18 protein-coding genes, 1 tRNA gene and 3 pseudogenes are annotated in these 23,833 nt (G+C 69.9%); 8 read left to right on the forward strand and 14 right to left on the reverse strand.

Translation table 11 applies throughout. The annotated features are described in order from the left end of the window. The 3 genes and pseudogenes from MXD62_RS23040 to xerC form a co-directional block, all read left to right on the forward strand. Window positions 1–510 (forward strand): annotated as a pseudogene (locus tag MXD62_RS23040) (hypothetical protein); the annotation flags it as partial. A 307-nt stretch (window positions 511–817) separates the two neighbouring features. Further along, on the forward strand, window positions 818–1,039 hold the full coding sequence (locus tag MXD62_RS23045) for a DNA-binding protein (RefSeq protein WP_248831554.1): 222 nt from the start codon (window positions 818–820) through the stop codon (window positions 1,037–1,039). A 117-nt stretch (window positions 1,040–1,156) separates the two neighbouring features. Next, a complete protein-coding gene (gene xerC / locus MXD62_RS23050; protein WP_248831555.1) occupies window positions 1,157–2,638 on the forward strand; it encodes a site-specific integrase in 1,482 nt (493 codons plus the stop codon). A gap of 320 nt (window positions 2,639–2,958) precedes the next feature. Here xerC and MXD62_RS23055 read toward each other — a convergent pair whose 3' ends face one another. Further along, window positions 2,959–3,507: a hypothetical protein gene (locus tag MXD62_RS23055; protein WP_248831556.1), complete on the reverse strand. Its 549-nt coding sequence runs from the start codon at window positions 3,505–3,507 to the stop codon at window positions 2,959–2,961. 762 nt (window positions 3,508–4,269) lie between these two features. Between MXD62_RS23055 and MXD62_RS23060 the strand changes: the two genes are divergently transcribed. Continuing rightward, window positions 4,270–6,657, forward strand: coding sequence for a tetratricopeptide repeat protein (locus tag MXD62_RS23060; protein WP_248831557.1), 2,388 nt, complete (start codon window positions 4,270–4,272; stop codon window positions 6,655–6,657). A gap of 123 nt (window positions 6,658–6,780) precedes the next feature. Here MXD62_RS23060 and MXD62_RS40845 read toward each other — a convergent pair. From MXD62_RS40845 to MXD62_RS23070, 3 genes and pseudogenes are all read right to left on the reverse strand, one after another. Continuing rightward, window positions 6,781–6,873 (reverse strand): annotated as a pseudogene (locus tag MXD62_RS40845) (DNA-binding response regulator); the annotation flags it as partial. A gap of 55 nt (window positions 6,874–6,928) precedes the next feature. After that, window positions 6,929–7,363 (reverse strand): annotated as a pseudogene (locus MXD62_RS23065) (DDE-type integrase/transposase/recombinase); the annotation flags it as partial. A gap of 510 nt (window positions 7,364–7,873) precedes the next feature. Beyond that, window positions 7,874–7,949, reverse strand: a tRNA-Thr gene (locus MXD62_RS23070). Window positions 7,950–8,272: 323 nt separating this feature from the next. Between MXD62_RS23070 and MXD62_RS23075 the strand changes: the two genes are divergently transcribed. Continuing rightward, entirely contained in the window at window positions 8,273–9,340 is a 1,068-nt protein-coding gene (locus MXD62_RS23075; protein ID WP_248831558.1) for an adenylate/guanylate cyclase domain-containing protein, read from the forward strand. A gap of 133 nt (window positions 9,341–9,473) precedes the next feature. On the opposite strand, the gene MXD62_RS23080 is transcribed toward MXD62_RS23075, so the two are convergent. The 10 genes from MXD62_RS23080 to MXD62_RS23125 form a co-directional block, all read right to left on the reverse strand. Continuing rightward, entirely contained in the window at window positions 9,474–9,899 is a 426-nt protein-coding gene (locus MXD62_RS23080) for a DUF3307 domain-containing protein (protein ID WP_248831559.1), read from the reverse strand. A gap of 379 nt (window positions 9,900–10,278) precedes the next feature. After that, on the reverse strand, window positions 10,279–10,752 hold the full coding sequence (locus MXD62_RS23085; protein ID WP_248831560.1) for a hypothetical protein: 474 nt from the start codon (window positions 10,750–10,752) through the stop codon (window positions 10,279–10,281). 221 nt (window positions 10,753–10,973) lie between these two features. After that, window positions 10,974–11,651, reverse strand: a complete 678-nt coding sequence (locus MXD62_RS23090; protein ID WP_248831561.1) for a hypothetical protein — start codon at window positions 11,649–11,651, stop codon at window positions 10,974–10,976. Next, the gene (locus tag MXD62_RS23095; protein ID WP_049795875.1) at window positions 11,648–12,019 is read right to left on the reverse strand and encodes a hypothetical protein; all 372 of its coding nucleotides are present in this window, start codon (window positions 12,017–12,019) and stop codon (window positions 11,648–11,650) included. The genes MXD62_RS23090 and MXD62_RS23095 overlap by 4 nt, the downstream gene beginning before the upstream one ends. Window positions 12,020–12,078: 59 nt before the next feature. Then, window positions 12,079–12,672, reverse strand: coding sequence for an ATP/GTP-binding protein (locus MXD62_RS23100; protein ID WP_248831562.1), 594 nt, complete (start codon window positions 12,670–12,672; stop codon window positions 12,079–12,081). Continuing rightward, on the reverse strand, window positions 12,653–13,045 hold the full coding sequence (locus MXD62_RS23105; RefSeq protein ID WP_248831563.1) for a DUF742 domain-containing protein: 393 nt from the start codon (window positions 13,043–13,045) through the stop codon (window positions 12,653–12,655). The genes MXD62_RS23100 and MXD62_RS23105 overlap by 20 nt, the downstream gene beginning before the upstream one ends. Window positions 13,046–13,079: 34 nt before the next feature. Then, the gene (locus MXD62_RS23110; RefSeq protein ID WP_248831564.1) at window positions 13,080–13,490 is read right to left on the reverse strand and encodes a roadblock/LC7 domain-containing protein; all 411 of its coding nucleotides are present in this window, start codon (window positions 13,488–13,490) and stop codon (window positions 13,080–13,082) included. A gap of 3 nt (window positions 13,491–13,493) precedes the next feature. Next, window positions 13,494–16,607 carry a nitrate- and nitrite sensing domain-containing protein gene (locus MXD62_RS23115; protein WP_248831565.1) on the reverse strand — a complete coding sequence of 1,038 codons (3,114 nt, stop codon included), beginning with the start codon at window positions 16,605–16,607 and terminating at the stop codon, window positions 13,494–13,496. Between the two features lie 237 nt (window positions 16,608–16,844). Then, entirely contained in the window at window positions 16,845–18,281 is a 1,437-nt protein-coding gene (locus tag MXD62_RS23120; protein WP_248831566.1) for a LuxR family transcriptional regulator, read from the reverse strand. A gap of 614 nt (window positions 18,282–18,895) precedes the next feature. After that, window positions 18,896–20,167 carry a sensor domain-containing protein gene (locus tag MXD62_RS23125; RefSeq protein ID WP_248831567.1) on the reverse strand — a complete coding sequence of 424 codons (1,272 nt, stop codon included), beginning with the start codon at window positions 20,165–20,167 and terminating at the stop codon, window positions 18,896–18,898. Between the two features lie 1,203 nt (window positions 20,168–21,370). On the opposite strand from MXD62_RS23125, the gene MXD62_RS23130 reads away from it, so the two are divergent. The 3 genes from MXD62_RS23130 to MXD62_RS23140 are packed head-to-tail and all read left to right on the forward strand — an operon-like array spanning window position 21,371 to window position 23,801. Further along, window positions 21,371–21,649, forward strand: a complete 279-nt coding sequence (locus tag MXD62_RS23130) for a hypothetical protein (protein WP_248831568.1) — start codon at window positions 21,371–21,373, stop codon at window positions 21,647–21,649. Further along, window positions 21,646–22,977, forward strand: a complete 1,332-nt coding sequence (locus tag MXD62_RS23135; RefSeq protein ID WP_248831569.1) for a glycosyltransferase family 2 protein — start codon at window positions 21,646–21,648, stop codon at window positions 22,975–22,977. The genes MXD62_RS23130 and MXD62_RS23135 overlap by 4 nt, the downstream gene beginning before the upstream one ends. Further along, the gene (locus MXD62_RS23140) at window positions 22,974–23,801 is read left to right on the forward strand and encodes a family 16 glycoside hydrolase (RefSeq protein WP_248831570.1); all 828 of its coding nucleotides are present in this window, start codon (window positions 22,974–22,976) and stop codon (window positions 23,799–23,801) included. The genes MXD62_RS23135 and MXD62_RS23140 overlap by 4 nt, the downstream gene beginning before the upstream one ends. Window positions 23,802–23,833: the final 32 nt, after the last annotated feature.

A 23,833-nucleotide genomic window follows, 5' to 3' on the forward strand; every position in this document is an offset into this window, starting at 1 on the left:
AACCCCGCGAACTCCGACACCGGAACCGGTGGACAGCCACGACGTCGACGCACCATTCGATCATGGCTGATCGACGGCCGCGGGACAGCGGACTCCGCCGATGCAACAGCGCCGGTACACGGGGTCCGTAAACGCGACTACACCTACACCAATCGGCGGGGAAACCTCGCCGCCGCCGACCTGGACGAACTCCTCACGGGATTCACCGACATTCTCACCGGCGCCGCAGCACTTCTCCGCCCCGGTGGACTGGTCGCGATCGCGGTCCGCCCCTACCGCCAGGGCGGTGAGCTCATCGACCTACCCGGCGCCATCCTGCACAGCGCCAGCGGGGTCGGCCTGGTCCGCGCGGGGCGCGCCGCGGCCCTCCTCGCGGGCCTGCGTGAGGACCGCCTGGTCCCGCGCACGACCTTCTTCGCGCTCCACAACGCCCGCACCGCCCACGCCGCCGGCATCCCCCTCCACGCCACCGCCCACGAGGACATTCTTCTACTCAGATCCGCCCAGTAAGACCTGATAGGGCTCTGACCTGCGCAAACGTGATCTGACGGTGATCTGACACAAGTTGCACACGCAACATCAGTCAGATCACCGTCAGATCAGAGTCAGATCACCGTCAGATCGCTGTCGGGTCCCGCGCCGCCCCGGGCCGCCCCCCTCATCGCCCGATCGGTGCGAGCGAGGCCCCTCGGGGGTGCCTGGGGCGGTGCGGCACCCCCCGCTCGATCCCGGGCGTCCTCGGAATCCTTCCGCGCCCGCCGCGGAGTCTTCCCAGGCCCGGCCAGAGGAGAACCCACGCGTCCTCGCGAGGAGCCGAGTGAAAACGTGGACCGCACAGGACATAGAACGACTCGGTGCGACGGTCGGCATCGTCGTCGCCGGTGAAATCCTGGGAATAGGCCGGACGAAAGCCTACGAACTCGCCGCCCGCGGCGAATTCCCCGTCCCCGTTCTCCGGGTCAAGGGCCGATATCAGGTCCCGACCGCACCCCTGAAACATCTTCTCGGAATTCGTAAAGAAAATGGTGGATCGGCTTGACAGGAACCGAAACGGCGAGCCTGAATCGGATACGGCACCGGACGGCATATTCGATTATCCGGCCGGCCGGCGCCCTACCCTTCATATTCTTCTGCTGGAGTGCCCGTGACGAGTCCCATGGCTAACCCGAACGGATCGATTTTCAAACGGTGTAGCTGCCGCGATCAGGCAGGTCGGCGACTGGGAAATAGCTGCCCGAAGCTGCGGAGGAAGAACGGGGCCTGGCGTTCCGACCACGGCACCTGGTCCTACCGCGTCGACCTTCCCCCCGCCGCCGATGGACGCCGTCAGGAAGCGCGCCGGTCTGGTCTACCGTCGCACGACCAAGCCAACGCCGAGATCAGGCGCATTCAGGATCTCCTGGCCATTCCTGGCGCGGACAGCCGCGGGGTCGCCCAGATTCGTACCCTGATCCTCGACACGCTCAAGGCCGGGGATCCGTTGCCGGACCCCGCAGTCGTGAAGGAGCGGTATCGGCGCCGCGCGGACCTCAACCCGCAGATCACTGTCGCGGACTGGTTGAACACCTGGCTGGCGGGGCGGCGCACGATCCGGCGGTCTACCCGCGAAGGGTACGACGCGACGATCCGCCTACACCTGGCACCGCTCATCGGGGACATTCGCCTGGATCAACTGACGGTTGGCCATCTCGACGACATGTTCGACCAGATCGACATCCGTAACGAGACGATCCGCCGGATCCGCGCGGGGAAAGACCCCGAGCTGCGGGAGATGTTCAAGGGCCGGAAAGTCACCAGCGACGCCTACAAGCAGCGGATCCGCGCCACACTCCGCGCCGCACTCAACCACGCCATCCGCATCGGGCTGATCACCTTCAACCCCGCGAGCTGGGTGGAAATCCCCTCAGGGAAGCGACCCAAGGCACTGCTGTGGACAGCCGAACGTGTCGCCCGCTGGCACACCACCGGCGAGATCCCCTCACCCGTGATGGTGTGGCACCCCGTCCAGACCGGAGCTTTCCTCGACCACGCGGAAACCCGGAACGACCGCTACTACGAGCTGTATCACCTCATCGCCCACCGCGGTCTTCGCCGGGGCGAAGCCTGCGGTGTCCACTGGACCGACCTCAACCTCGACATCGACGAGGGCAGCCTCACCGTCCGCTGGCAAATCACCCAGCACGGCGCAGACACCGAGATGGGCGCCCCGAAATCCGACGCCGGAGACCGCCAAATCTCCCTCGACACCGACACCGTCACCGTTCTCCGACACCGCCGCTCCCGCCAGAACACCCACCGCCTCTCCCACGGTGAGCACTGGATTGACAACGGTCTGGTCTTCACCGAACCGAACGGCGCGCCCCTCATCCCCGACGACGTCACCTCCCACTTCAAAGAACTCGTCACCGCCGCCGGCCTGCCCCCGGTCCGGCTGCACGACCTCCGCCACGGCGCCGCCACCCTCGCCCTCGCGGCCGGCGCCGACATCAAAACCGTCCAGGAACTCCTCGGACACGCCAGCATCGCGATCACCGCCGACACCTACGCCCACATCCTCCCCGAACTCGCCCGCGAAGTAGCCGAGAACGTCGCCCGCCTCATCCCCCGCCAGAAAACCGCACGCACCATGAAGGCATAGCCGCGCACGGCGCAGGGCCGGGCAACGTGAGGTGACGTTGCCCGGCCCTGCGCGCTCTCCGGCCGGTCAGCGCACCACACGCCTGCGCCGAACGGTTCCCCGACGGCGGTTCCACGGTCTCCCCGGCACGGATGGGTCGGCATGGAGCGACCCACCCCGGGGCGTCCCGGGGCCCGCAGGCCGGTCCCGGCCGGGCCCACCCCCACCGGTCAGCCCGTACGTCCAACGGGTCCGGTGCCCGCACGCCGGTAGCCTCCTCACCCGCGTGATCCCTTCGCCCATGCAGGGCACGAGATCCAGCTTTCCGCTCAGGCGGGCTGTCACCGACGGGGCCACACCGAGGGCTGGATGGCCGTCACCACGGCACGGCGGAGCTGCCGGATGAGCCGGTCAAGCTCACCGGCGAGACCCTCGGGGAGCCGGTCCGAGGTCGCGGCCAGCAGCGCGCGGAGATAGGGCACCGTCAGCAGGAAGCCCCGGCGCTGCGCCCAGTAGACCCGGGCGTTCCGGGCCTGCCGTGCACCGCTGAGGATGGCGTCAATCCGGACCGTCATGTCCGCGGCGAGGACGGCGGCGATGTCCGAGCGGAGCGCGGTGAGCCGGCAGGCCGCCGCGTCCAGGTCGTGGCGGAACAGGTCTGCGATGGTCTCCTCCCCGTGCAGGAGCCACAACGCGATCAGCGTGTCCACGCCGCACCGGACAGCGACCCGCTCACTGACGACGTCGATGTCCACGTAGCCGGGGGCTTCGCGGAGCAGCACCGCGGCGATCAGAGCCGGTGCGGCGTCGGGGACATGCCGGCCGACGGTGAGCGCGACCCGGACCGCGTGCGCCCCGCGGGTGTGCCAGCCACGGTGCGCCCGGCACACCAGACCCGGGCCAGGCCCAACCCCACGTCGACCACCGGCGGCCGGGGCCGCGCGAGGGCACTGAGACGGCTCGACCGGACCGGGCGGTGTCCGGGCGACGGGCCTCAGGGCCCTGCTGATTTCCTTCTTCGCGGAGCTGGTGTCTCGTCACGTCGACTCCATGCTGCTCGTCGAGCAGGGCCGGTCGAAGTCGTGGGCGTCGCCGCGCGGTGGCGGCGGAGCACCTCGGCGATGAGGCCGAGAGTTCGGTAGGCGGCGTCCCGCCGATATCTATCGGGCGATAGTGCAGCGAGGAGCGCAAGCACAGCGACGAGAATGACAAGCAGCAGGAGAGCGGCGCATAGCGCGCCGGCTACGAGCTGGCCTTGTGGTGTGGCGAGTAGGCAGCCACTGATCGCTGTGGTGGTGGCGGCATGACGGAGAGCAGGCACGGCGGTTCCGTTCCGTTCGTCGCGGCGGTGTCGGTGGTCCCCACCATTGCGGTCGTCGCGGCCACCGTGGGCCAACTCCCGCTGGCAAAAGTTGGCCATGCGTCGGTTAGGCTTGATCAGGATCGTCGTTCGTCGAGGAGCTCGTATGACGCCGCCTGATCGACTGCCCCAACTTCGTAAGGATCTACGTGACCTACGCGTGGCGGTCGATGGCCCATCGCCGCGAAGGCTGGCGGGGCTGTGTCCGGGCACCGGTGCGCAGCCGAGCAGGACGACGATCGGAAACCTTCTGTCCGGGCCGAAGCTACAGAAGTGGGCGGTGGTCCAGGCGGTGGTGCTCGCGATGGAGAGACACGCGAAGGAAGAACGGCAACGACACCCTCCGGGCACCTTCGATCTCTCACAGTGGAAGGCGCGTTACCACAGCGAACTGCACGGGCAGGATACGGATGTCCCACCGCCCGGCACGGGCAACGGCCTTCCGCCCGACACGGATCTGATCGGCCGCAGGATGGAGGCACACGATCTCGCGGCACTGCTTGATATCGGCCCTGGCGGGCGACCTGTCACCGTCGTGGCAGGCATGCCCGGCGTTGGAAAAACAGCATTCGCGGTCCGGGCCGCGCGTGATGCCTGGGCCACCGGGGCATTCTCGCAGATCCTTTATGTGGACCTGCACGGTTACGACCCGGACCGCCGTGTGACCACGCATGCGGCGCTGTTCGAGCTCCTTGTCGATCTGGGTGTTGCTCCTGGCGAGATTCGGGATGTGCCGGCGAGCCGCGAGGCACAATGGCGACGTGTCCTCGCCGAACATACAGCACAGGGCCGCCGTCTCCTGGTCCTCGTGGAGAACGCGTCCTCGGCAAAGGACGTCGAGCCCTTCCTCGCGAACACCGGTGATCACAGAATTCTGGTCACCAGTCGACACACCCTGACCGACCTGTCGATGTCGAGGGTGGTCGAATTACCGGTCCTTCCGCGCGACGAATCAGTCGCCTTGTTGACTCGAATCCTCCAGGTTCAAAAGCCGGATGGACATTCGGCCGCGGAGTCGTCCCTGCTGAGCAGGGTTGCGGATCTGTGCGGTGACCTGCCCCTTGCCCTGGCCATCGCCGGTGGGCTGCTCGTCGCGGAACCTAAGATGAGCGTCGAGCGGCTCGTGTCCGAACTCAGCGAGTTTGCACGCCGTCTACCCGTGCTTGACTCGGGTGACAGTTGGTCCGTGCGGGTCGCGTTCTCACTGTCCTATCGCCACCTGACTGACCGTCATCGCGGGTTCTTCCGCCTGCTGGCATTGCACCCAGGCGACCTGCTCACGGCGGGTAGCGCCGGCGCCCTGGCTGACGTGGCCAGTCCTGTTGCACGGGACGTACTGCGTCAGTTGCGGCGCGGGCACCTGCTGGAGCCGGCAAGGACAGCTGGTTCCTACCGTTTTCATGATCTTATTCGGGCGTATGCCTGCGAACTTGTCGGCGAGGAGGAGACCGACGGGGCGCAGCGCGGCGCGCTTGACCGGCTGTACGGCTACTACGAGTCAATGACCGCGGACGCTCGCAGTCTCCTTCTCTTCTCGTGGCGGAAGGAGAACGGGTCCGCGAGCCGTTTTGAGTCCAGGGATGCGGCTCGTGCCTGGCTGGACACCGAGCGCGTCAACCTGGTCGCTGCCGTCGGCGCAGCGACCCACCAGGGTCGTGCACGCCATGCCTGTGTGCTGGCTGACAATATCGCCAACTACCTGGAGGACAAGCATTATGTAGAGGATTCCCTCGCAGTACACGATCACGCGTTGGCCGCGGCGGCCGGCCTCGGAGCGAGGTATCGCATGACCGCGTCCACATGGCGCGGTAATGCCGCTCGCGTCGCGTACCGGTTCGCCGAGGCAGAACGTTATCTTCTCGACGCACTGGAAATAGCGCGCTCTCTGCGGGCTCGACAGGCGGAAGCGTCGATACAACACAACCTGGGCCTCACCTACCATCGAATGGAGAGGTACGAGGAGGCGGAAATCTGCCATCGCTTCGATCTGGATTTCTGCAGGAAGCATGGTGACGTGTTGGGAGCGGCCGAAGCGCTGACCGCTCTCGGGGACGCCCTGCGCGGACGCGGCGAGCTGACCGAAGCCGCTGCCACACTCGAGAGGGCGATCGCTCTTTTCGTAACAGTCAACTACCAACCAGGCGAGCTGAGAGCGCGGGCGAATCTCGTCCTCGTCCGTCAGGCGCAATCATCAACACAGGGCGTCGCCGAAAACATCGAACAACTATGCCGCGTGCTTGACCAGTCCATCACCGAAGGCATGCCGGCGGTCGAGGTCCAAACCTACGTCAAGCTTGCCGAGGCATACCGCGCCCGATGCCCCCACTGCCACAACACGTCGGCACTTCAGTGGTCCAAGAAGGCCGTGGAGATGGCGCGCGATCTAGGCGACTCTCAGATCCTGACGCAAGCGCTGGTCACCCATGCGATCGCCCTCGGAGAGGGCGGCGACCTTGAGCAGGCATACGAGACCACGTCCGAGATAGCAAAGCAACCCCAATCGAATGAATTTCTGAAATTTACTCGTGCAATGCTCGATCACATCGCCTCCAACTCCGGCGTCCCCGACCACGAAACCTGCAGAAACGACCCCTGGACTCATCCTCTCGATCAACTGCCGCACTCGGTGTTGAGTGGTAGACACAACGCGCACCCGCAGGGGCATTCAGGCACCTCGTAGAAGGCTCTCTCGTGCCTCCGTTTGGACTGGCTGCGCACTGGCGCGGCGAGTGGCACCAGCCGGACGGGACGGCACGGCGGGAACATCTCCCGCAGCCGGATGGACCCGGGTGAATCATCCGCTTCAGGGTGTGGTGGCCGTTGCGCCCGGAGTGACCAGGCCGGTCTCGTAGGCGACGATGACCGCCTGGGCGCGGTCCCGGAGCCGGAGCTTGGCGGCGCTGACGCGTTCCGGAAAAGCTGGGCATGCCAGCGGCCTCGATGATCGGTGGTCAGGCGGCGGCGAGCTCGGTGAACGCGGCTGCCAGCCGCAGGTGCGGGTCGGTGTCGAGGGCGAGTTCGTAGTGGCCGCGGCGGATGTTCTGGACGAACGCATGCCCTGCGCTGATCGTCTGGACGGACCGCAGCCGTTTCAGCCCGCGCATCGGCCGGAGCCGGGCTTTCAGGCGGCTGTGATCGGCTTCGATCCGGTTGTTCTCCCGCGCGGCATCGACGTGGCAGGCCTCGGGGAGCAGCTCATCGAGGAGCCTTGGGTAGACGGGGGCCTTGTCGGTGGTGACCTCGACCGGCCGGCGGCCGTGGGACAGCGCAGTGGTGAAGAACCGGCGTGCCGTGGCCTGGTCGCGACGGATGCTGGCGAGGACGTCGATGACCTGCCCGTACTGGTCAACTGCCCGGTACACGTAGGTCCACCGGCCGGCGACCTTGCCGAGGTGCTATGCACGCGGGTCGGGGTACCGCGCGGGCGACCTGCCAGCGCATACCGTCACCCACCCGCCCGACCCAGGCCACACCAGCCAGCGGGAACCCCCACCGCGCAGAACCCGGACCCACGGCGCAGACACCCGGAATTACCCCGCCGATCCCATCACGCCGCGTTCCGCGGCCACCACCGACCCCAGACTCGCCACGAACGCCCGAACCTAACCCACAGTAACCACGGGGCGGGATAGCGGACCCGCCGCCGTCAGCCGACGCGCATCACTCTCGCCACAGCCCACTCGCAACCCAAACCCGCCAATTGTGACGGAACGTAACCACTTCGGGGGCGGTGTCGCGACGGCAAATCCGACTCAGGCACCCGAAGCGGACACCCCGCACATGATCGTTCCCTGCACAAAATTGCCCGATGCGCACCCAATGCGCACCCAAACCCGGTTTGATCTTGCCAAAATGATCTTTGACTCTGCAAAACCGCAGGTCAGAGGCCATATGTCTGGAGCCGACGAGGGGACTCGAACCCCTAACCGCTCGATTACAAGTCGAGTGCGCTACCAATTGCGCCACGCCGGCCAGCGATCCCACGATACCGGACGGCTCCCGCGCCCCGGGCGATCGCAAGGCATCGTGCCCTCCAGCGTTGGCCGCCCACCCGGCAGTGGACGATCTTGCTGGACGCGATCCCGCCGGCGCCCCTGACAGGGAGACCGGGTCTCTCGATCATCCCCTGCGTCCGGTTCCGGCGTGGTCGTGTCCAGTTGCGCAGGTCAGGGCGGCATTCGGGAGCCTTTTGTGGTCCCCGGCGGAAATCAGCACAGTAAGAGGTGGCTTCCCCGCTATGATTCCGCCGTACCCGCCGCACCAGCGGGTCGGAGGGGGATGGACGTACGGTGCAAATGGAAACGACGACCGTGATGGTCGTGGATCTCGTGGGTTCGACCCGTGCCATCGCGTCGGTACCGCAGATGCGCATGGATGAGCTCATGGCCGAGGCCGTCCTACCGATTCGCCGGGTTGTCGAGGAGACCGGCGGGGAGATCATCAAGTTCACCGGCGACGGCTACATGACGGCTTTCCGGTCGGCCACCCGTGCGCTTCACGCTGCCGCCCAGATCGCCGATCTGTTCATCGCCGGCCCACGGCTGCCGATCGGCGAGTGGCTCGAGGGCTGTCGGGTCGCTATCCACACCTGCGACACGACCAGGTTCGAGGATGACCTGCTCGGCGAGGGTGTCGTCGTCCCGGCGCGGATGGAGAAGTACGTTCCGACGAACGCCGTGTACGTGACGTCGACCGTCCGCGATGCCGCGAAGTCGGCGGAGTTCGACTTCGAGCCGGTCAGCGAGCTCGTCCTCGGGGGGATACCGCGTCCCGTCCAGGTCCACCGCCTTGTTACCGAACGCTATCGCGGCATCGAGCGCGGCACCTTCCTCACGGTGACCGATCTGGTCGGTTTGAACGCACTTGCGGCACGGGTTTCGTTGACCGCGTTGAACGAACGGCTTCGGGATTGGGTCTCTATTCACCGCGAAGCGCTGGGCGCGACCCGGGGCCGACTCCGGTCCGTCGCCGGTGACAATGTGTTGTCGACGCACGGCAGCGCGGACGAGGCAGTGAGTTTCCTCCTCACGCTCGACCATCTGGCGCGCGCTCGGAGAATTTCCGGTGACGACGGCCAGCCTCCGTTCACGTTCAGCGCGGTCATCGCGCACGGGGATCTCTTCGTTCCCGATTTCGGGCTGGCCGGCCCGCTGGTGAGCAGCACCTGCCGGACGTTGCAGGTCCTCGAACCCGGCACGAAGATCATCACGGACGGGGTCTTCCAGGGCCTCACGTCGGAGCGGGATGTCTTCGGCCCCGAGCTGGCCCCCGCCCCGGGCGGCCTCAAGGATGGCTACCGCCTGCTCATATATCCCGGAAGCAGCCTCGCGGACGGAGACGGCGAGCCGCTCGCCGCGGGGTGACCACCACCGCGAGGCTCCGACGGCCCCGGTAAGCGACCCGTGTCCGGTGATCCACCGAGGCCCCGGGCCTGTGTTTTCAACCGCGCATGTATACAGGGCCACGCATGATTTTCCGGCCCGGTACCGTGACGGATCAGCTCAGGCCCGCAGCCAGAAGGGCACCGATGAACAGACATCCAATATGTAGTGACTGATCGGCCAGGTACATTCCGTTGAGGCCGCCGCTTTTCAGCTCGGAGAATCGGGCCGCTCCCGATCGGCGCAGCAGCCAGCGTACCGGCCACCTACGGTCGATAAACCCGTGCGTGACGATGGACCAGCCCAGCGCGGCTATCGCGCCCGGAAGACGCAGTGGTACGTCGATAATCAGGAGACTCGCCAGGGCCGCAGCGACGCACAGATGGTAAGCGAATAGATGACCGGTCATAGCGCGGACGGCGGACCATCCGCGCCCGTCCTTCTCGGTCGCCTGTCGATCCGTCTGCGCGACATGATCACCTAGGTGATGGCCCGTAAATAAAGCAATGAACGCGGCACAGAACACCATGGCATCAGTCATCGACGTGGCCCCCTCCCGCCGAAATAACAGTAGGGCACACCACGACAGAAGATCGGGACTTCGGACCGGAAGCGGCGATTTACGACGCTCCAGGCTGGCGCCCCGGGCAGCCAGCCGCTCGCACGTCCCACCCCCGGCCAGGAGGACAACGACACCGGGCCGGGTCCGCGCCCTCGAAATTTCGGAACATCCGCCATGGATAGGGCAAAAGCCCCGCTCCCGCATGGCCCGGGAACACCCCGATCACAAAACTGTGGCGGGTGAGTGAGTCCATGGACTCACTCACCCGCCACACATCGAGCGGCAGTGCCTCCAGCCGGCGGGTGTGACTGGTGGCCGGCTGGCGGGTGTGATCGTTACCAGGTGATGGGCGTGGTTGTCACCGGGTGGCGGTGGAGGTGACCGGGCCGGAGAACAGGACGTTCCCGTTCAGGTCGTAGCCGGTCGCCGTTCCGGTGGAGCTGAACGCGTCCCGGCTGCTGAAGGTGGCCGAATGCTGGATGTCGATGGAACCGACCACCGTTCCGTTCGGGCCGGGCAGGGTCCGGACGAAGGCGTAGGTGAAGGTCTTCGATCCGGTCGAGTGCCAGGAACCCCAGAAGGTCCCGCTCGGCGTGGCGACGGCGAAGCGGCTCTTCGGCAGGAACAGCATCTGGACCGACTCGGTGGCACCGAGTGCCGTCGTGGCCGTGCCCGTCCAGTAGCCCACCGGGCTGTAACCGCCGTCGTAGGAGGTCGTGCTCGCGGCTCCGGCGACCGGCGCCACGCCGACCGCCAGGGCGAGCGTGCCCGCCAGAGCCGCCAGCAACAGCGCCGCCCGCGTGGAGGCGAGACGGACGCGAGGTCGCAACATACAGGTTCTCCTTTGCCGTGGACATCAAGGTGCCTGAACACCGCCGACCGGCTTGAAGAAGCCCCGGAAACACGGTTCCGCGTGCGCGCTCAGGCGGCGCCACGCACGTGCGCGTATCCGGGACCAAGAAACGGGACACCACCCCCCGGCCGTGGTGTTGGGGGTTCGTGCCGGCATTGCTGGCACGAACCCCCGACCACACGGCTGGTAGGACCCGTCGGTTACGGGACTGGGAAGCGGAACTCCGACGGAAAGCAACTGAAACCGGAGACATCGTCACCCAGGCAGAATGCGTGTGTCCAGTCCCCCGAGGGCGGATCGACCACACACCAGTCGGCGCCGACCCAGCTCACCTCAACCCGCATCGTCGTCGTGACCGCGTCGCCGCCGTCCACAGAACGGGTGAGGAGGTATCGAATCGCCGCTTTCCTGGACGAATAGTGCTCGACTTCCCATCCGATGATCTGCACCTGATACCAGGAGGTACCACTCGGCCCGCTCCCACCCCCCGGGACGGGCTTTCCGCCGGCCGCACCGGCCGCACCGGCCGCGCCCCCAACACCACCAGCACCCCCAAAACCGCCACCGCCTCCACTGCCCCCAACGCCTCCAACGCCTCCAACGCCCGCGGCGCCGACGGTGGAGGTCGCCCGGTGCGCAAGGTTGATCGCGGCGATGACAGCACCCAACGGTGAGCGCTCGAATCCCGCGACGACGTGCTCGCCCAGCACCCGCGGACCGGCGGAACGGCTGCATGGCAGCTGTGCGCCGTCCGCGTGGTCATAGAAGAAGACGTCGGACATGGTGACGGCCCGATATCTCGTCCAGGTGCGGAGCAACAGGTAGGTGGAAACCCCGAAGACGACCGCGGCCTCGGTCGTCAGCAGGAGGAGGGTCATACGATTCCCCCAGGCGCGATCTCCCGGCAGCCGGCGGGTGGTGGCAGGTCGGCCGGTGGCAGATCGGCGAGCTCGGGATGCCGGTCCGAGCCGGCGGCCATCCGGGCCGCGGCGAGCAGGGCCCGGGCGACCTGCGCCCATTCGCTGCTGTCACCGCCGACGGCGCCCCGGATCGTCTCCAGGCTGTGCAGCTCGTGGGACAGCCCGCCGGCCACGTAGGCCGGCATCCGCACCATGACGGCGGGGCGCTGGCTGTTCGGCGGATCCTCCACCTCGATGGGGTGCTCCCAGTCGACATAGATCTCCATTTCGACGCCGGGCACCCGGCTTTTGCGCGGACGCGGCGCGTCGAGGTCATGGCTGGGCATGTCCACCTCCTGGCGTCCCCCCGGCTGGTCAATCCGCTTTCCTGGTCGGGTCGGGCCCGTCATGGCTCGTCCGGCAGGTCGCCGGAGAGAGCCAGTTCCAGTGCGTGGCGCACAAGATGGACCAGGGTCGTCTGCGCGCTGTCCGGGCGCCGGGCATCGCAGTACATCAGCGGCCGGTGCGGCGCCAGGTCCGCCGCGTTGCGGACCATGGGCAGCGGGTACTCGTAGGTGTTCGCGTCGAACCGGTTGACGGCCACCAGGAACGGGACCCGGCGGTTCTCGAAGAAGTCGATGGCGGGGAAGGAGTCCGCCATCCGCCGGGTGTCGACGAGAACGACCGCGCCGATCGCGCCGCGGACGAGCTCGTCCCACATGAACCAGAAGCGGTCCTGGCCGGGCGTGCCGAACAGGTAGAGGATGATGTTGTTGCTGAGCGTGAGACGGCCGAAGTCCATGGCGACCGTGGTGGTCGTCTTGCCGTTCACGGCGCTGGTGTCGTCGACGCCGAGGCTGGCGCTGGTCAGCGCCGCCTCGGTGGTGAGCGGCTCGATCTCGCTCACCGACCCCACGAACGTCGTTTTTCCTACTCCGAACCCACCGGCGACGAGAACCTTGACCGCGGTGGGCGCCCGCTTAGAGACGGGTGAGACCATGCAGAACCCTCCGTAGGAGTTCCGGACTGGGCCGATCTGGATTTTCGGGGCGGTGGACGGAGACCATTCCGTCGCGCGCCATGTCGTCGATGAGGACCCGAACCACCATCAGCGGCAGCTTGAGCCTGGCGGAGATCTCGGCGATCGAGTGGATTCGCATGCACAGGATCGCGATGTCGTGTTCCTCGGGGGCGAGCCGGCCGCGCCGCCGGATCGCCGCCATTCCCGAGTCGGTCGTCGCGACCAGCGCGACGAGCTCCAGCGGGACGGCGGGCGCGGTGCGCCCCCTGGTCACCGCGTAGGGACGGACCAGCGGCTCGGACTCATCCCAGCTGTCGCCCAGTCCTCCTGACCCGGGCCAGTCGCCAGCCACCCTGTTCCACCTCCCTGCGTGACGCGGTCCGAGCTCAGGACGGAAGGGCAGCCCGCATCTGGTTGCGCAGCTCGGGGGTCAGGAACCTGCCGGCCCGGCTGACGAGATGGGCCATCTCGTAGGCGATCTGGCCGACGTCGGCGTCGGCCCTGCTGGAGACCGCCAGGCAGGCGCTGTGGCCCACGGCGGTGATGAACAGGTAGCCGTTCTCCATGTCGACCATGGTCTTGTTGACCTGGCCCCAGCCCTGCTGCCGCGCCGCGCCGCGCGCCAGCGCGTCGAATCCGGAGGCGACCGCCGCGAGCTGGTCGGCCGCGGCCCGGTCGATGCCGGTGGACGTGGCCAGCAGCAGCCCGTCGGAGGACAGGACGACCGCGCAGAGAATGTCTGGCACGGTCTCGCGAAGTCGGTCGAGCAGGAAGGACAGGTCAGGCTGTCGGGGCACGGCTCATCTCCCGTCGAGGTCGTCGGCGTCGCGCATGCCGCGGTCGAAAGCGGTGGTGAAACGCTGGGCGAGCGCGCGGGCGGCTTCCGGGTCGGGCGCGCTGGCGGCCTTCTGCGGCAGCCGCTCGGCGGCGGGGTCCTCGCGCAGGCTCTTGGCGAGGTGCGCGCCGCGCTGCCGGCGCGGCAGGTCCTCGAGTCGCGGGTGTCCGCCGGGGCCGGGCGGGCCGGCCAGCGCCTCGGCGCCGTCGTGGCCGCGCAGTGGGCCGAACAGCGGGTCGAACAGTCCGCCGTCCGCCAGGTCCGCGGCGCTGTGTGCGACCATCCCGCCGGGACGTCCCTCGGGCCGGCGGCGCGGCGCGGCGTCGAGACCACCGTCGACGAGACCACGTCCGAGACCACCGTCGAGCCCGTCGTCGAGGCCGCCGTCGAAACCCCTGTCGAGGCGCAGGCCGCGTGGGTCCTCGAGCTGCCGGTCGGCCAGGTCGCCGCCGTGGCCGCCGGCCGCGCGGGCGTCGCCGTACCGGCCGGCGCGGGAGTCCGGCCCGTAGCCGGCGGCCCGGGGATCGTCGCCGTACCGGCCGGCGCCGGTGTCGCTGCCAGGACCTCCGGTGCGGGGGTCGTCCTGATAGCCGCTGTCGTTGGGGTCGCCGCGGTAGCCACCGTCGCGGGCGTCACCGCCGTAGCCGGCCTGGCGCGCCTCGGCACCGTAGCCACCGTCGCGGCCGTCGCGGCCGTCGCGCGGGTCCCGGGGATCACGGGGGTCACTGCCGTAGGCGGCCGCGCGCGGGTCCTCCCCATAACCCGCCGGGCGAGGGTCCTCCCCGTAACCCACCGCACGCCGGTCCTCCCCATAGCCTGCCGCGCGCGGGTCCTCCCCGTAGCCGGCGCCGCGGGGATCGCCGTGCTGGCCACCGAACCTGTCGTCGCCACCGCCGGGACGAGCCTCGCCCGGACGAACCTCTCCGGGACGGGCGTCGCCGCCACCGGGGCGGGCGTCGTCGGCGGCGTCGGGCCGCAGGCGGGCGGACGCCCGGTGCGGAACCGCCGCGACCGCTCCGGCCAGCGCGAGCTCCTCGGTGGGGGTGGGCCCGGCCCGACGTCCACCGCGATCGCCCGGCGCGCCGGGACCAGTTCCGCTGCCGCCGCCGGCACCTCCGCCGTACACGGAGCCGCCCGCCGCGAGCGCCGCCGGCTGGCGGCCGCCGTTCGACCCGGCGGCCGGCAGCGATGCGGCCTGATGCGGGATCTCGGTGTGGATGAGCCCGGCCGGGATGATCGTGACGACGTGGACACCCCCGTACACGCTGGGCTTGAACCGCACGGCGATCTTGTGCCGGGCGGCCAGCCGGGCGACGACGAACAGGCCGATCTGGCTGCCCTGCGTCGAGGCCTCGAACGGCGGCGGGTTGGCCATCCGGTGGTTGGTCGAGGCGTAGGACGCCGGGTCGAGGCCGACGCCGCGGTCCTCGATCTCCACCGTCCATCCTTGGCCGACGCGGCTGGCCTGCACGGTCACCGGGGTGTCGGGTGGGGAGAAGGCGGTGGCGTTCTCGATGAGCTCGGCGAGCATGTGGGTCAGGTCGCCGACGGCCGAGCCGACGATCTCGACGTCCGACGTCGGCAGGTGCACGTGTACCCGGGTGTAGTCCTCGACCTCGCTGGCCGCCGCGCGCAGCACCTGGACCAGGCGCACCGGCCCGCGGAAGGTGCGTCCCGGCTGGCCGCCGGCGAGGACGATCAGGCTCTCCGCCAGCCGCCGCATGCGGGTGGCCTGGTGGTCGACGCCGAACAGGCGGGTGAGGATCTCGCCGTCCTGCTGGTCGCGCTCGAGCTCGTCGATCAGCCGGAGCTGACGCTGGATCAACCCCTGGGTGCGTCGGGCGAGCGTCTGCAGGATGGCGCCGACGCTGCGGCTCTCCGCCACTTCGTAGGCCGCCGATACCGCGGACGAGTAGGTCACGTTGAAGGCACGGGCGACGTCGCCGATCTCGTCGCCGGTCGCGGTGGCGAAGGCCGGCGGCTCGGCGGCCGGGTCGATGGGATGTCCCTGCCGCAGCTTCGAGGTGACCGCGGGCAGCCGCCGCTGGGCCACCTCGAGCGCGCCGGACCGCAGCGCGCGCAGCGCGCCTACCAGCCTGGTCGCGACACCGACGGACACCGCGATCGACAGGGCGACCACGCCGGCGGCGAGCAGGCCGGAAAGCAGGGCGCTGCGCAGCGCGGCGTCGGCGAGCGAGGCGCTGCGGTGCTCCAGGTCGTCGACGACCTGCCGCTGCACCTTGCGGAACTGCTCGCTCTTCGCGCCGCTCGCCGTCGCCCACGCCGTGAAGTCGATGCGCTCGCCGCGCAGCACCCGGTCGCGCAGGTCGATGACGGGGTTCAGTGTCGGGCCGACGACGGAGTCGTACAGGGCGAGCTGCTCGGGGGTGGCGGACGACCGGAACTGCGTCGTCCACGCCGCCTCGGCGCCGATCGCCGACTGGACCCGGGTGGCGCTGTCGGACACCGCGCCACCGAGGACGGCCGCCGCTGAGACGTACCCGTACTGCTGGCTGATCGCCTCGCTGGCCCGGGAGACCGCGGACAGTGCGGTGGCCCCGCGCACGACCTCGGTGTCCTCGCTGCCGATGCCGACCATGGCGGCGCCGACGTCCAGCCAGGACGAGATCATCTGGTTGAAGGTGACGGTTCCCGGGCCGGGCTGGAGGGTCTGCGCGTCGACGCCGGCGCGCACCGTGGCGAGTCCGGCCATCTGGTTCCGCGCGGCGCCGACCGCGTCCCGGACCTGGTTTCGCGGGCCTGCCGGCAGTTCGTCGGCCGTCTCGGTGACGGTCGCGAGGGCCTCGTCGACCGGGCCGCGCGCGCTCGTCGAGCGGGCGGCGAACTCCCGTTCCCGGTAGCCGGAGCCGACCAGGCTGGAGACGGCGTACCGCTCGGCCTGCAGGGCGTAGACAAGATCGTTGACGTGGATGAGGAACCGGGCGGCGGTCCTGGTCTGGTCGCTCGCGCGCTGGGCCGCGAGCTGGCCGGTCACGACCCAGCTGCCGAAGCCGACCAGGGCCATCAGTGGCAGGAGCAGGACCAGAGTGATCTTGTACCGGATGGGCCAGTTCCGCACTCCGCCACCTCTCGTCGGGGACGCGGGGGTCCTCGAGACATCCAGTCGGCCGACGGGACCGGGGGGCGGTAGGAGGGGAGTAACCGCGCCCGACTGCGGACGCACTGGGTGGCGTGGCGACCTCGCCCCGGCGCCAGCGGCCACCGAGAACGACGCTGAGCAGCTGTTCCGATCCCGTCGGCAATCAGGACGCTAACCGCGAGGGGCGCTTTACCGGAAGAGTAATCATGTGACGCTTTAGGGACGCCGTGTCCTGTTCATGCCATTACCGCGCCCGCCGACCGCCCGATCGCCCGTCCGGTCGCCCGCGCGGTCGCCCGCGCGGTCGCCTCGACGGGTACCGGCGGCACCCGTCTGGCCAAGTCGTGCCACCGGACGGGCCGCGCCCGGCCCCGAGGAGGCGGCCGCGGGCACCGACGAGGAGGATCCGGCCGCCTGCGCCGACGCCGACGCCGCGGTCGCCGTGGCGGGGTCCGACTCGGGCGACGCCGGAGCGGGAACCGCTGGCAGGGCAGCCGCGCGGCCGCCCCTGCCGGCCGCGAGCGCCCCGCCGCGGACACCACCGAGAACCCCGCCGAGCGCGCCGTCGAGACCACCGCCGAGGGCGCCGTCGAGGCCACCGTCGAGCGCGGCGTCGAGGCCGCCGTCCGGTCCGCCGTCCCAGCGGCCGGCGCCGGCGCCCCGGGGCAGGTATCCGGCGCGCGCGGCGGCGGCGCCGAGTTGGAACCGGGTCAGGACGCCGAAGCGTTGGCACATCTCCGCCACGTCCCGTTTCACCGTCCGGTCGGAGACACCGAGCTCCCGGGCCGCACGGCTGTCGTCGAGCCCGCTGTCGAGCAGCTGGAGCAGGGCGCGCTGGCGGCGCACCGTCGCGGGCTCGTCAAGCTCGACCTCACCCGACCCGCGCCGCGCCGCCGCGTACTGGGTGCGGGTCACCATGTCCGCGATCGCCCGGACCAGCGTCGGGGCGACGACCGCGAACGCGCCGTCGTCGAGGTCGTCGTCACGCACCGGCACGAGCGCGGCGGAGCCGTCCCAGACGATCGCCCGCATCGGCAGCGCCGGCAGCACGTGGATCTGCCCGATCGGCGGCAGCCGCCGCCCCTGGTGCCGCCGGCGCGCCGCCGCGACCGCGCCCGCCGTCCACACGCTGACGACGCGCACGCCCCGGCCGGCGGCCGGTACCAGCAGGTCGGGGACGTCCCCACCGAGGCCGGGAGGCGGCGGCCCGGTCAGCAGGAACCGGACGGACTGGGTCGATCTGCGGGTCAGCTCCGCCATCCGGGGGAAGATCTCGTCGCGGGCGAGAAGCTGCACGCCCGCGTTGGTCCCCGCCCGGCGGCGGCCGGCGACGTAGTCGCCGAACAGGCCCGACCGGTAGAGCTGCGCCCGTTCGTCGGCCATCCGCGCCCGCTCGGCGACCAGCGCCGCCTCGCGCATGGCGTGGCGTGCCTGCAGGACGCGTACCGGGTCCTGCGGCTCCCACTGGTGGCCGACCCGGCGGACGAGACCCGCCTCCACCAGCCGGTCCATCTCGGCCTGGACAATGGGCTCGGGGCGGCGCAGCCACTCCGCGAGCAGGTCAACCCCGCAGTAGGGGTGGCGGGCCACCGTCCGCCACACCTCGTCGGAGAATTCGTCCAGACCCTCGAATCCGAGTTCGGACAGACGCACGCCCACCCCTCCCCGCGCAGCCGCCAGCCACGAGCGACGAACATTCCAGATACGTCCCGGAAACACTTCGCTGGATTCACGGGAAATCGCGGTGCGGGGCAGACCGAGAACCGTGCTGACGCGCCGATTACATCTGGTTACGGCAAGCTATACCACTTTGGGTGACTCTTCAACGGCTTTGCGCGAATTGCGGCGGGATCGACCGCGACACAACAACAGATACACAAAGATGATCGATTGTTTGACCTGTCATGTTCTTGCATGGTGCGCACGGACGATGAACCTGACACCATCCGTAACATAGCGATAATTAAACCTATACACACCAACAGAAGCCCACCTGCACTCCGGGTCGAGAGCGGCCGTCGTCGGCGCCTGGACCCGGCCCGTCCCACGTCACGGGCCCGGGGCTCACCGCCGAGGGCCGCCGCCAGGCGACCCGCTCCGGCCCCCGTCCACGCACAAAACCGTTACCCGCCCGTTACCCGGCCGGACGGCCCGCGATCGGCCGGGAATCGACGGCGCGGGCCGGCGGACGCCCATTCCGCGCGTCCGCCCGGGGACGCCGGAGGCAGATTTGAAGATGACGTCGATGATGACTGTCGCCGGAATGATCAGCCCGACTGTGTCTGTTCCCTGTCCCGCCACGGCACCTTCGCGATGACGTAGGTCGGCCCGCCGGGTGGGCTGTCCACGATCAACGTGCCGTCGATGGCGTCCAGCCGCTCGGTGAGGCCCGCCAGGCCGCTGCCCCGGCCGAGGCTCGCGCCCCCGCGGCCGTCGTCGGTTATCCGCAGCAGCAGGTTGTCACCGACCCGGCGCAGGTCGACCAGCGCGTCCGACGCCTGACTGTGCTTGCTGATGTTGGTAAGCAGCTCGGCGGCGGTGAAGTAGACGATGCCCTCGATCGCCGGCGCCGGCCGCTCGTCCAGCTCGACCGTCACCCGGACGGGAACCGTGCAGCGCATCCCCAGCGACGGGATCGCGCCCGGCAGGCCCCGGTCGGTGAGGATCGCGGGATGGATGCCGCGGGCGAGATCCCGCAGCTCCCGCAGCGCGAGCTTGACCTCGCCGTGTGCCTCCTCGACCATCTTCGCCGCGGTGTCCGGGTCGTCGGCGAACTTCTCGCGCGCCAGGCCCAGCCCCATCGCGAGCGCGACCAGACGCGCCTGCGCGCCGTCGTGCAGATCCCGTTCGATGCGCCGCAGATCGGCCGCGGCCGTGTCGACGACGACGCCGCGGTCGGCCTCCAGCTCCCTGATCCGCCGCTCCATCCGGTCGGACGGCGACAGCAGCGCCGAGATCATCGCCCGGTCGACGGCCGCCAGTGCCCGGGCCACGACCGGCAGCACCGGCCAGCCGACGAAGAGCAGCACCAGCGTCACGGTGAAGGTGACGATCGCCCAGGGCAGCCGGATCACGAAATACAGGGCGTGCCGCCAGCCGACCGGATCCGCCACCCCGGCCCACAGTCGACCGAAGGCACCTGTCGACGCCGACCGCGGCCGCGAAGCCGACGGAATGTGCAGGCCGAGGATGACCCGGGCCCGGGCCCGTTCGACGGTGCCGAGCGCCCGGGTCACCACCAGGCCGATGGTCAGCAGCGGCAGACCGACGACCGTGACCGCCATCCCCACGCCGACCGAGAACCAGACGACCACGAAGACGAACCCGACGAGGCCCGTCGGCAGGTTCAGCAACAGGAAGAGGACCCGCCGCCAGGTCCGGTTGTCGAGGGCGAAGACCTGCTCGGGTCTGGCGTCCACCCCGGCGCCGGCGCCGGGCTGGTCGGGAACGGGCTGGTCGGGAACGGGCTCTTTCCCGGCCGGCGGGGCCACGGGCCGCTCGGTCCGTTGGTCCGAGGTCGCGTCGACGGGGCCGGCCACTGCTGGTGCTCCTCCCGGGTGTGCGGCGGCTGCACGGGGCAGGCTCGACTCTCGCGCCACTCCGTCTGGACGACACAGCCTGGACGACGCACAAGGACACCGTACTCGTTCAACAGGACAAACAATAGCGAGGGTTTCTATCCGCTTTACGGCGGCACCGAACGAGACCACGTCGTGTGACGCGAGGGCCGGCGCGAGAAAATTTCTCAACCCCCTGCCACCACAGTCGCACGGCGTGTAAGAATAAGCGCCGAACAGGAAAGTAACGGGGCGCCCTCCCGCCCTGGTCCACTGAGGATTCAGCGAGATCGCAGCCGTCGCGTCTCGGCGGCCTGGCGGTTCCGGGAGGCATGGCTCCATGGGGGGGAAATGATTTGGATCAGCAGAAACCCACGGGCGGCGATGTGTCGTGACGGTATCGCTCCGGCCCCGCCCACGGCCCACATCGGGCATACATCCGAGCTGCTCAGACAGCTTGAGGGGTGTCCCCTGGCCCGGCGCCGAGCGCGCTGCCGGGCCACGGTGAACCACTGTCACGCCGGCACATCCTGAGTCGCCGTACCGGGCGTTTTCCACTTTTTAAACGACCGCCGGCCGACCCGTCGATAGTTTTCTCTGGCCAGCACGAAACCGCGCGAACCTGATTCCTCCAATCCGTTCCGGGGAATCAGTTGGACACCGCACCGGAATAGTTCCGTCGACATTTCTTGCGGCGCCGGCCGAATACACCGTCCAACGACCCGTGAGGGTGGCTGGCGCCTGGGCTGCCGGCTGGCCGGCCGGGTCATGATGCCTCGGCCGGATCCGTCCAGTGGTCTCATCCGGGCCGGAGCGATCGGCTGACCCGGGCTCCGGGCTGACCCATCGACCGCCGCGCCACAGCGATCTCCCGCTGGAGCGCGGTGGCGGGGCTGGTCACGCCCTGTGCCCGTCATGCCCGGCGCTCGTCGTGCTCGTCGTGCCCGCCACGCCCTGAGCTGGGCACATCCCGGGTCAAGGAACACCCGGGTTCGGCGCGTCCCGAGTTCGACGTGTCTGGGCTCGGCCCGCCCCCGGGCCTGGTCCCGGGCGTGATCGCGCCGCGACGGCTGGCGTCCGGACAGGGCGCAGGAAAACCGGCCGCCGGTCGTCGACCGGCCGCCACCTCCCGTGCGGCGACGGCCGTCCCGCCGCCGCACGGACCCCATCTCGCACGGAGGAACCATGCACGTCCCCCTGACGTCCGGCGCGGCGCTCACCCGCGCGGGGCTCACGCCCGCCCACCAGGCTCCCGGCGGGGCGGGCGGCGCGGCCCCGGTCGCCCGCGACGCCTCCTCGGACCACGCGACCGTGCTGCTCGATCTGCTCTCGGATCTGCTGACCAACCTCGTGGGACTCGCCTTCGTGCTGTACATGACGGTCGGCCTGCTCGGTGTCCTGCTGGCACTGGCGCTGCGGGCCCGGCGCGGCGCGTCCCGGCCCGGTCCCGGAGCGGCGACGTGAACCTGCTCGACGCCGACGGCCGCGACGCGCGCCTGCTCGCCGCGGCCATGATCACCTTCGGGATGGTCTACCTGTTCGCGATGCTGGTGCTCTCCCGTGTCCACCGGCCCCGGACGGGCACGCCCCCCGACGGCCTCTTCTTCGTCTTCGTGATGCCCTGCCTCAACGAGGAGGCGGTCATCGAGGCGAGCCTGCGCCGGCTCCTGCTCTCCCCCGCCACGAACCGCCGGGCCCTCGTCGTCGACGACGGCTCGGACGACCGGACCTCGCTGATCGTCCGCGGGGTGGCCGACGACCGGGTGTGGCTGCTGCGCCGCGAGCCACCGGACGCCCGACGGGGCAAGGGTGCCGCGCTGAACGCCGCCGTGGCCCATCTGGCGACCCGCCCGGAGATCGCCGCCCGCGACCCCGACGACGTGATCATCGCCGTGGTCGACGCGGACGGCCGTCTCGACCCGCACTCGGTGGAGGCGGTCGCCCCCTACTTCGCCGATTCCCGCACCGCCGGCGTGCAGACGGGCGTGCGCATCAACAACCGGCACACCAGCCTGCTCGCCCGGCTCCAGGACATGGAGTTCGTGATCTACACCGATGTCTTCCAGCGCGGACGCGGCCAACTGGACAATGTCGGCCTCGGTGGCAACGGCCAGTTCGTCCGGCTCTCGGCGCTGCGGTCCCTCGGCGGCGACCCGTGGTCGCACAGCCTGACCGAGGATCTCGATCTCGGTGTCCGGCTGCTGCTGACGGGCTGGCGCAACCAGTTCTGCCCGCAGGCGGACGTCCACCAGCAGGGGGTCGTCCGGCTGGGACGGCTGCTGCGGCAGCGGTCGCGCTGGTTCCAGGGCCACCTGCAGTCGTGGGCGCTGATGCCCCGCGTGCTGCGGCAGGCGCGGGCCCGGGCGCTGCCCGACATGCTGTTTCACCTCTCCAGCCCGCTGCTGATCCTCCTCGCGTCGCTGCTGACGGCCGCTTTCGTGCTCAGCACGGTGGGCGTGCTGACGAGCTGGCTCGCCGGCGGGCCGGCGCCGGACCCGCGCTACTTCCTCGGCGCCTACCTGATGGCGGCGGGACCGGCACTGGTCTGCGCGCTGATCTACCGGTCACGCGAGCCGCTTGTTGGCTTCGACGTGGTCCGCCTAGCCGGCTATGCGCACCTCTACATGCTGTACGCGCTGGTGTGGTTCGTCGCCGGCTGGTGGGCGATGGGACGGGTGGTCAGCGGCCGGACGAGCTGGCACAAGACCGCCCGAACCCCGGAGAGCGCGCCCCCCACGCCCCTCCAACCGGTGTCCGCCGCTCCCGCCGCTCCCGAGGGACCGGACCGGTGAGCGCCAACCACGACCACACCGACCTCCACCACAGCCGCCACCTCGGCCAGGAGCGTGTCCGGCCTGGCGCCGGCCCGCCAGCCAGGTCCGCCGTCGGCTCGCCGCGCCCGCCGCGCCGGCGGGTCCGCCGCCGGTATCGGCTCGTCGTCCTCGCGCTGGTCAGCGCGGGCGGGATGGCCACTCTCGCCGGGCTGTGGGCGGTCATCTCGCTCAGCACCGGGGACGGGCCGACCCGCTGGCGGGACGGGACCAGGCACGGCCCGTGGCTGGCGGTCTTCGACGGCTACGGCCGCACCACCGGGCAGCTCGAGGCCGGCGGCCTGGTGATCACACTCGCCCCCCGGACCGCCGACGCGCCGGAGCGCACCCACGCCGGCCTGGTGGTCAGCTCGGAGCACTACAGCGACGTGCGGTTCACCACGCAGGTGCACACCGTCCGCCAGCTGCGCCACGGCACCCCGGCCCCGTGGGAGGTCGGCTGGGTGCTCTGGAACTACACCGACCCGGCGCACTTCTACGCCTTCGCGCTGAAGCCCAACGGCTGGGAGCTCAGCAAGCAGGACCCCGCCTACCCCGGTGGCCAGCGGTTCCTGGCCAGCGGGCCGGCGCCGCGGGCCCGCCTCGGCAGCTGGCACACGGTGGAGGTGATCCACGACCGGGACTCGATGGCGGTGTCCGTGGACGGCGTCCCCACGGTGCGGATGCAGGACACCGAGCGCCCCTACGTCTCCGGTGCCGTCGGCCTGTACTGCGAGGACTCCGTCGTGGAGTTCCGCAGGTCCGGCGCCCGCCACCTGCGCCCGACCGACCGGCCGCCGTTCTGACCGACCGCCGTTCTGACCGACCGCCGTTCCGG

The sequence above is a fragment of the Frankia sp. Mgl5 genome (genome assembly GCF_023242985.1).
GTDB lineage: Bacteria > Actinomycetota > Actinomycetes > Frankiales > Frankiaceae > Parafrankia > Parafrankia soli.

Excerpts from the sequence above, each read along its gene's own strand:
- MXD62_RS23075 (WP_248831558.1), top strand. The coding sequence starts at position 8,273 with ATGGAAACGACGACCGTGATGGTCGTGGATCTCGTGGGTTCGACCCGT.
- MXD62_RS23080 (WP_248831559.1), bottom strand. The coding sequence starts at position 9,899 with ATGACTGATGCCATGGTGTTCTGTGCCGCGTTCATTGCTTTATTTACG.
- MXD62_RS23090 (WP_248831561.1), bottom strand. The coding sequence starts at position 11,651 with ATGACCCTCCTCCTGCTGACGACCGAGGCCGCGGTCGTCTTCGGGGTT.
- MXD62_RS23130 (WP_248831568.1), top strand. The coding sequence starts at position 21,371 with ATGCACGTCCCCCTGACGTCCGGCGCGGCGCTCACCCGCGCGGGGCTC.
- xerC (WP_248831555.1), top strand. The coding sequence starts at position 1,157 with ATGGCTAACCCGAACGGATCGATTTTCAAACGGTGTAGCTGCCGCGAT.
- MXD62_RS23100 (WP_248831562.1), bottom strand. The coding sequence starts at position 12,672 with ATGGTCTCACCCGTCTCTAAGCGGGCGCCCACCGCGGTCAAGGTTCTC.
- MXD62_RS23085 (WP_248831560.1), bottom strand. The coding sequence starts at position 10,752 with ATGTTGCGACCTCGCGTCCGTCTCGCCTCCACGCGGGCGGCGCTGTTG.
- MXD62_RS23095 (WP_049795875.1), bottom strand. The coding sequence starts at position 12,019 with ATGCCCAGCCATGACCTCGACGCGCCGCGTCCGCGCAAAAGCCGGGTG.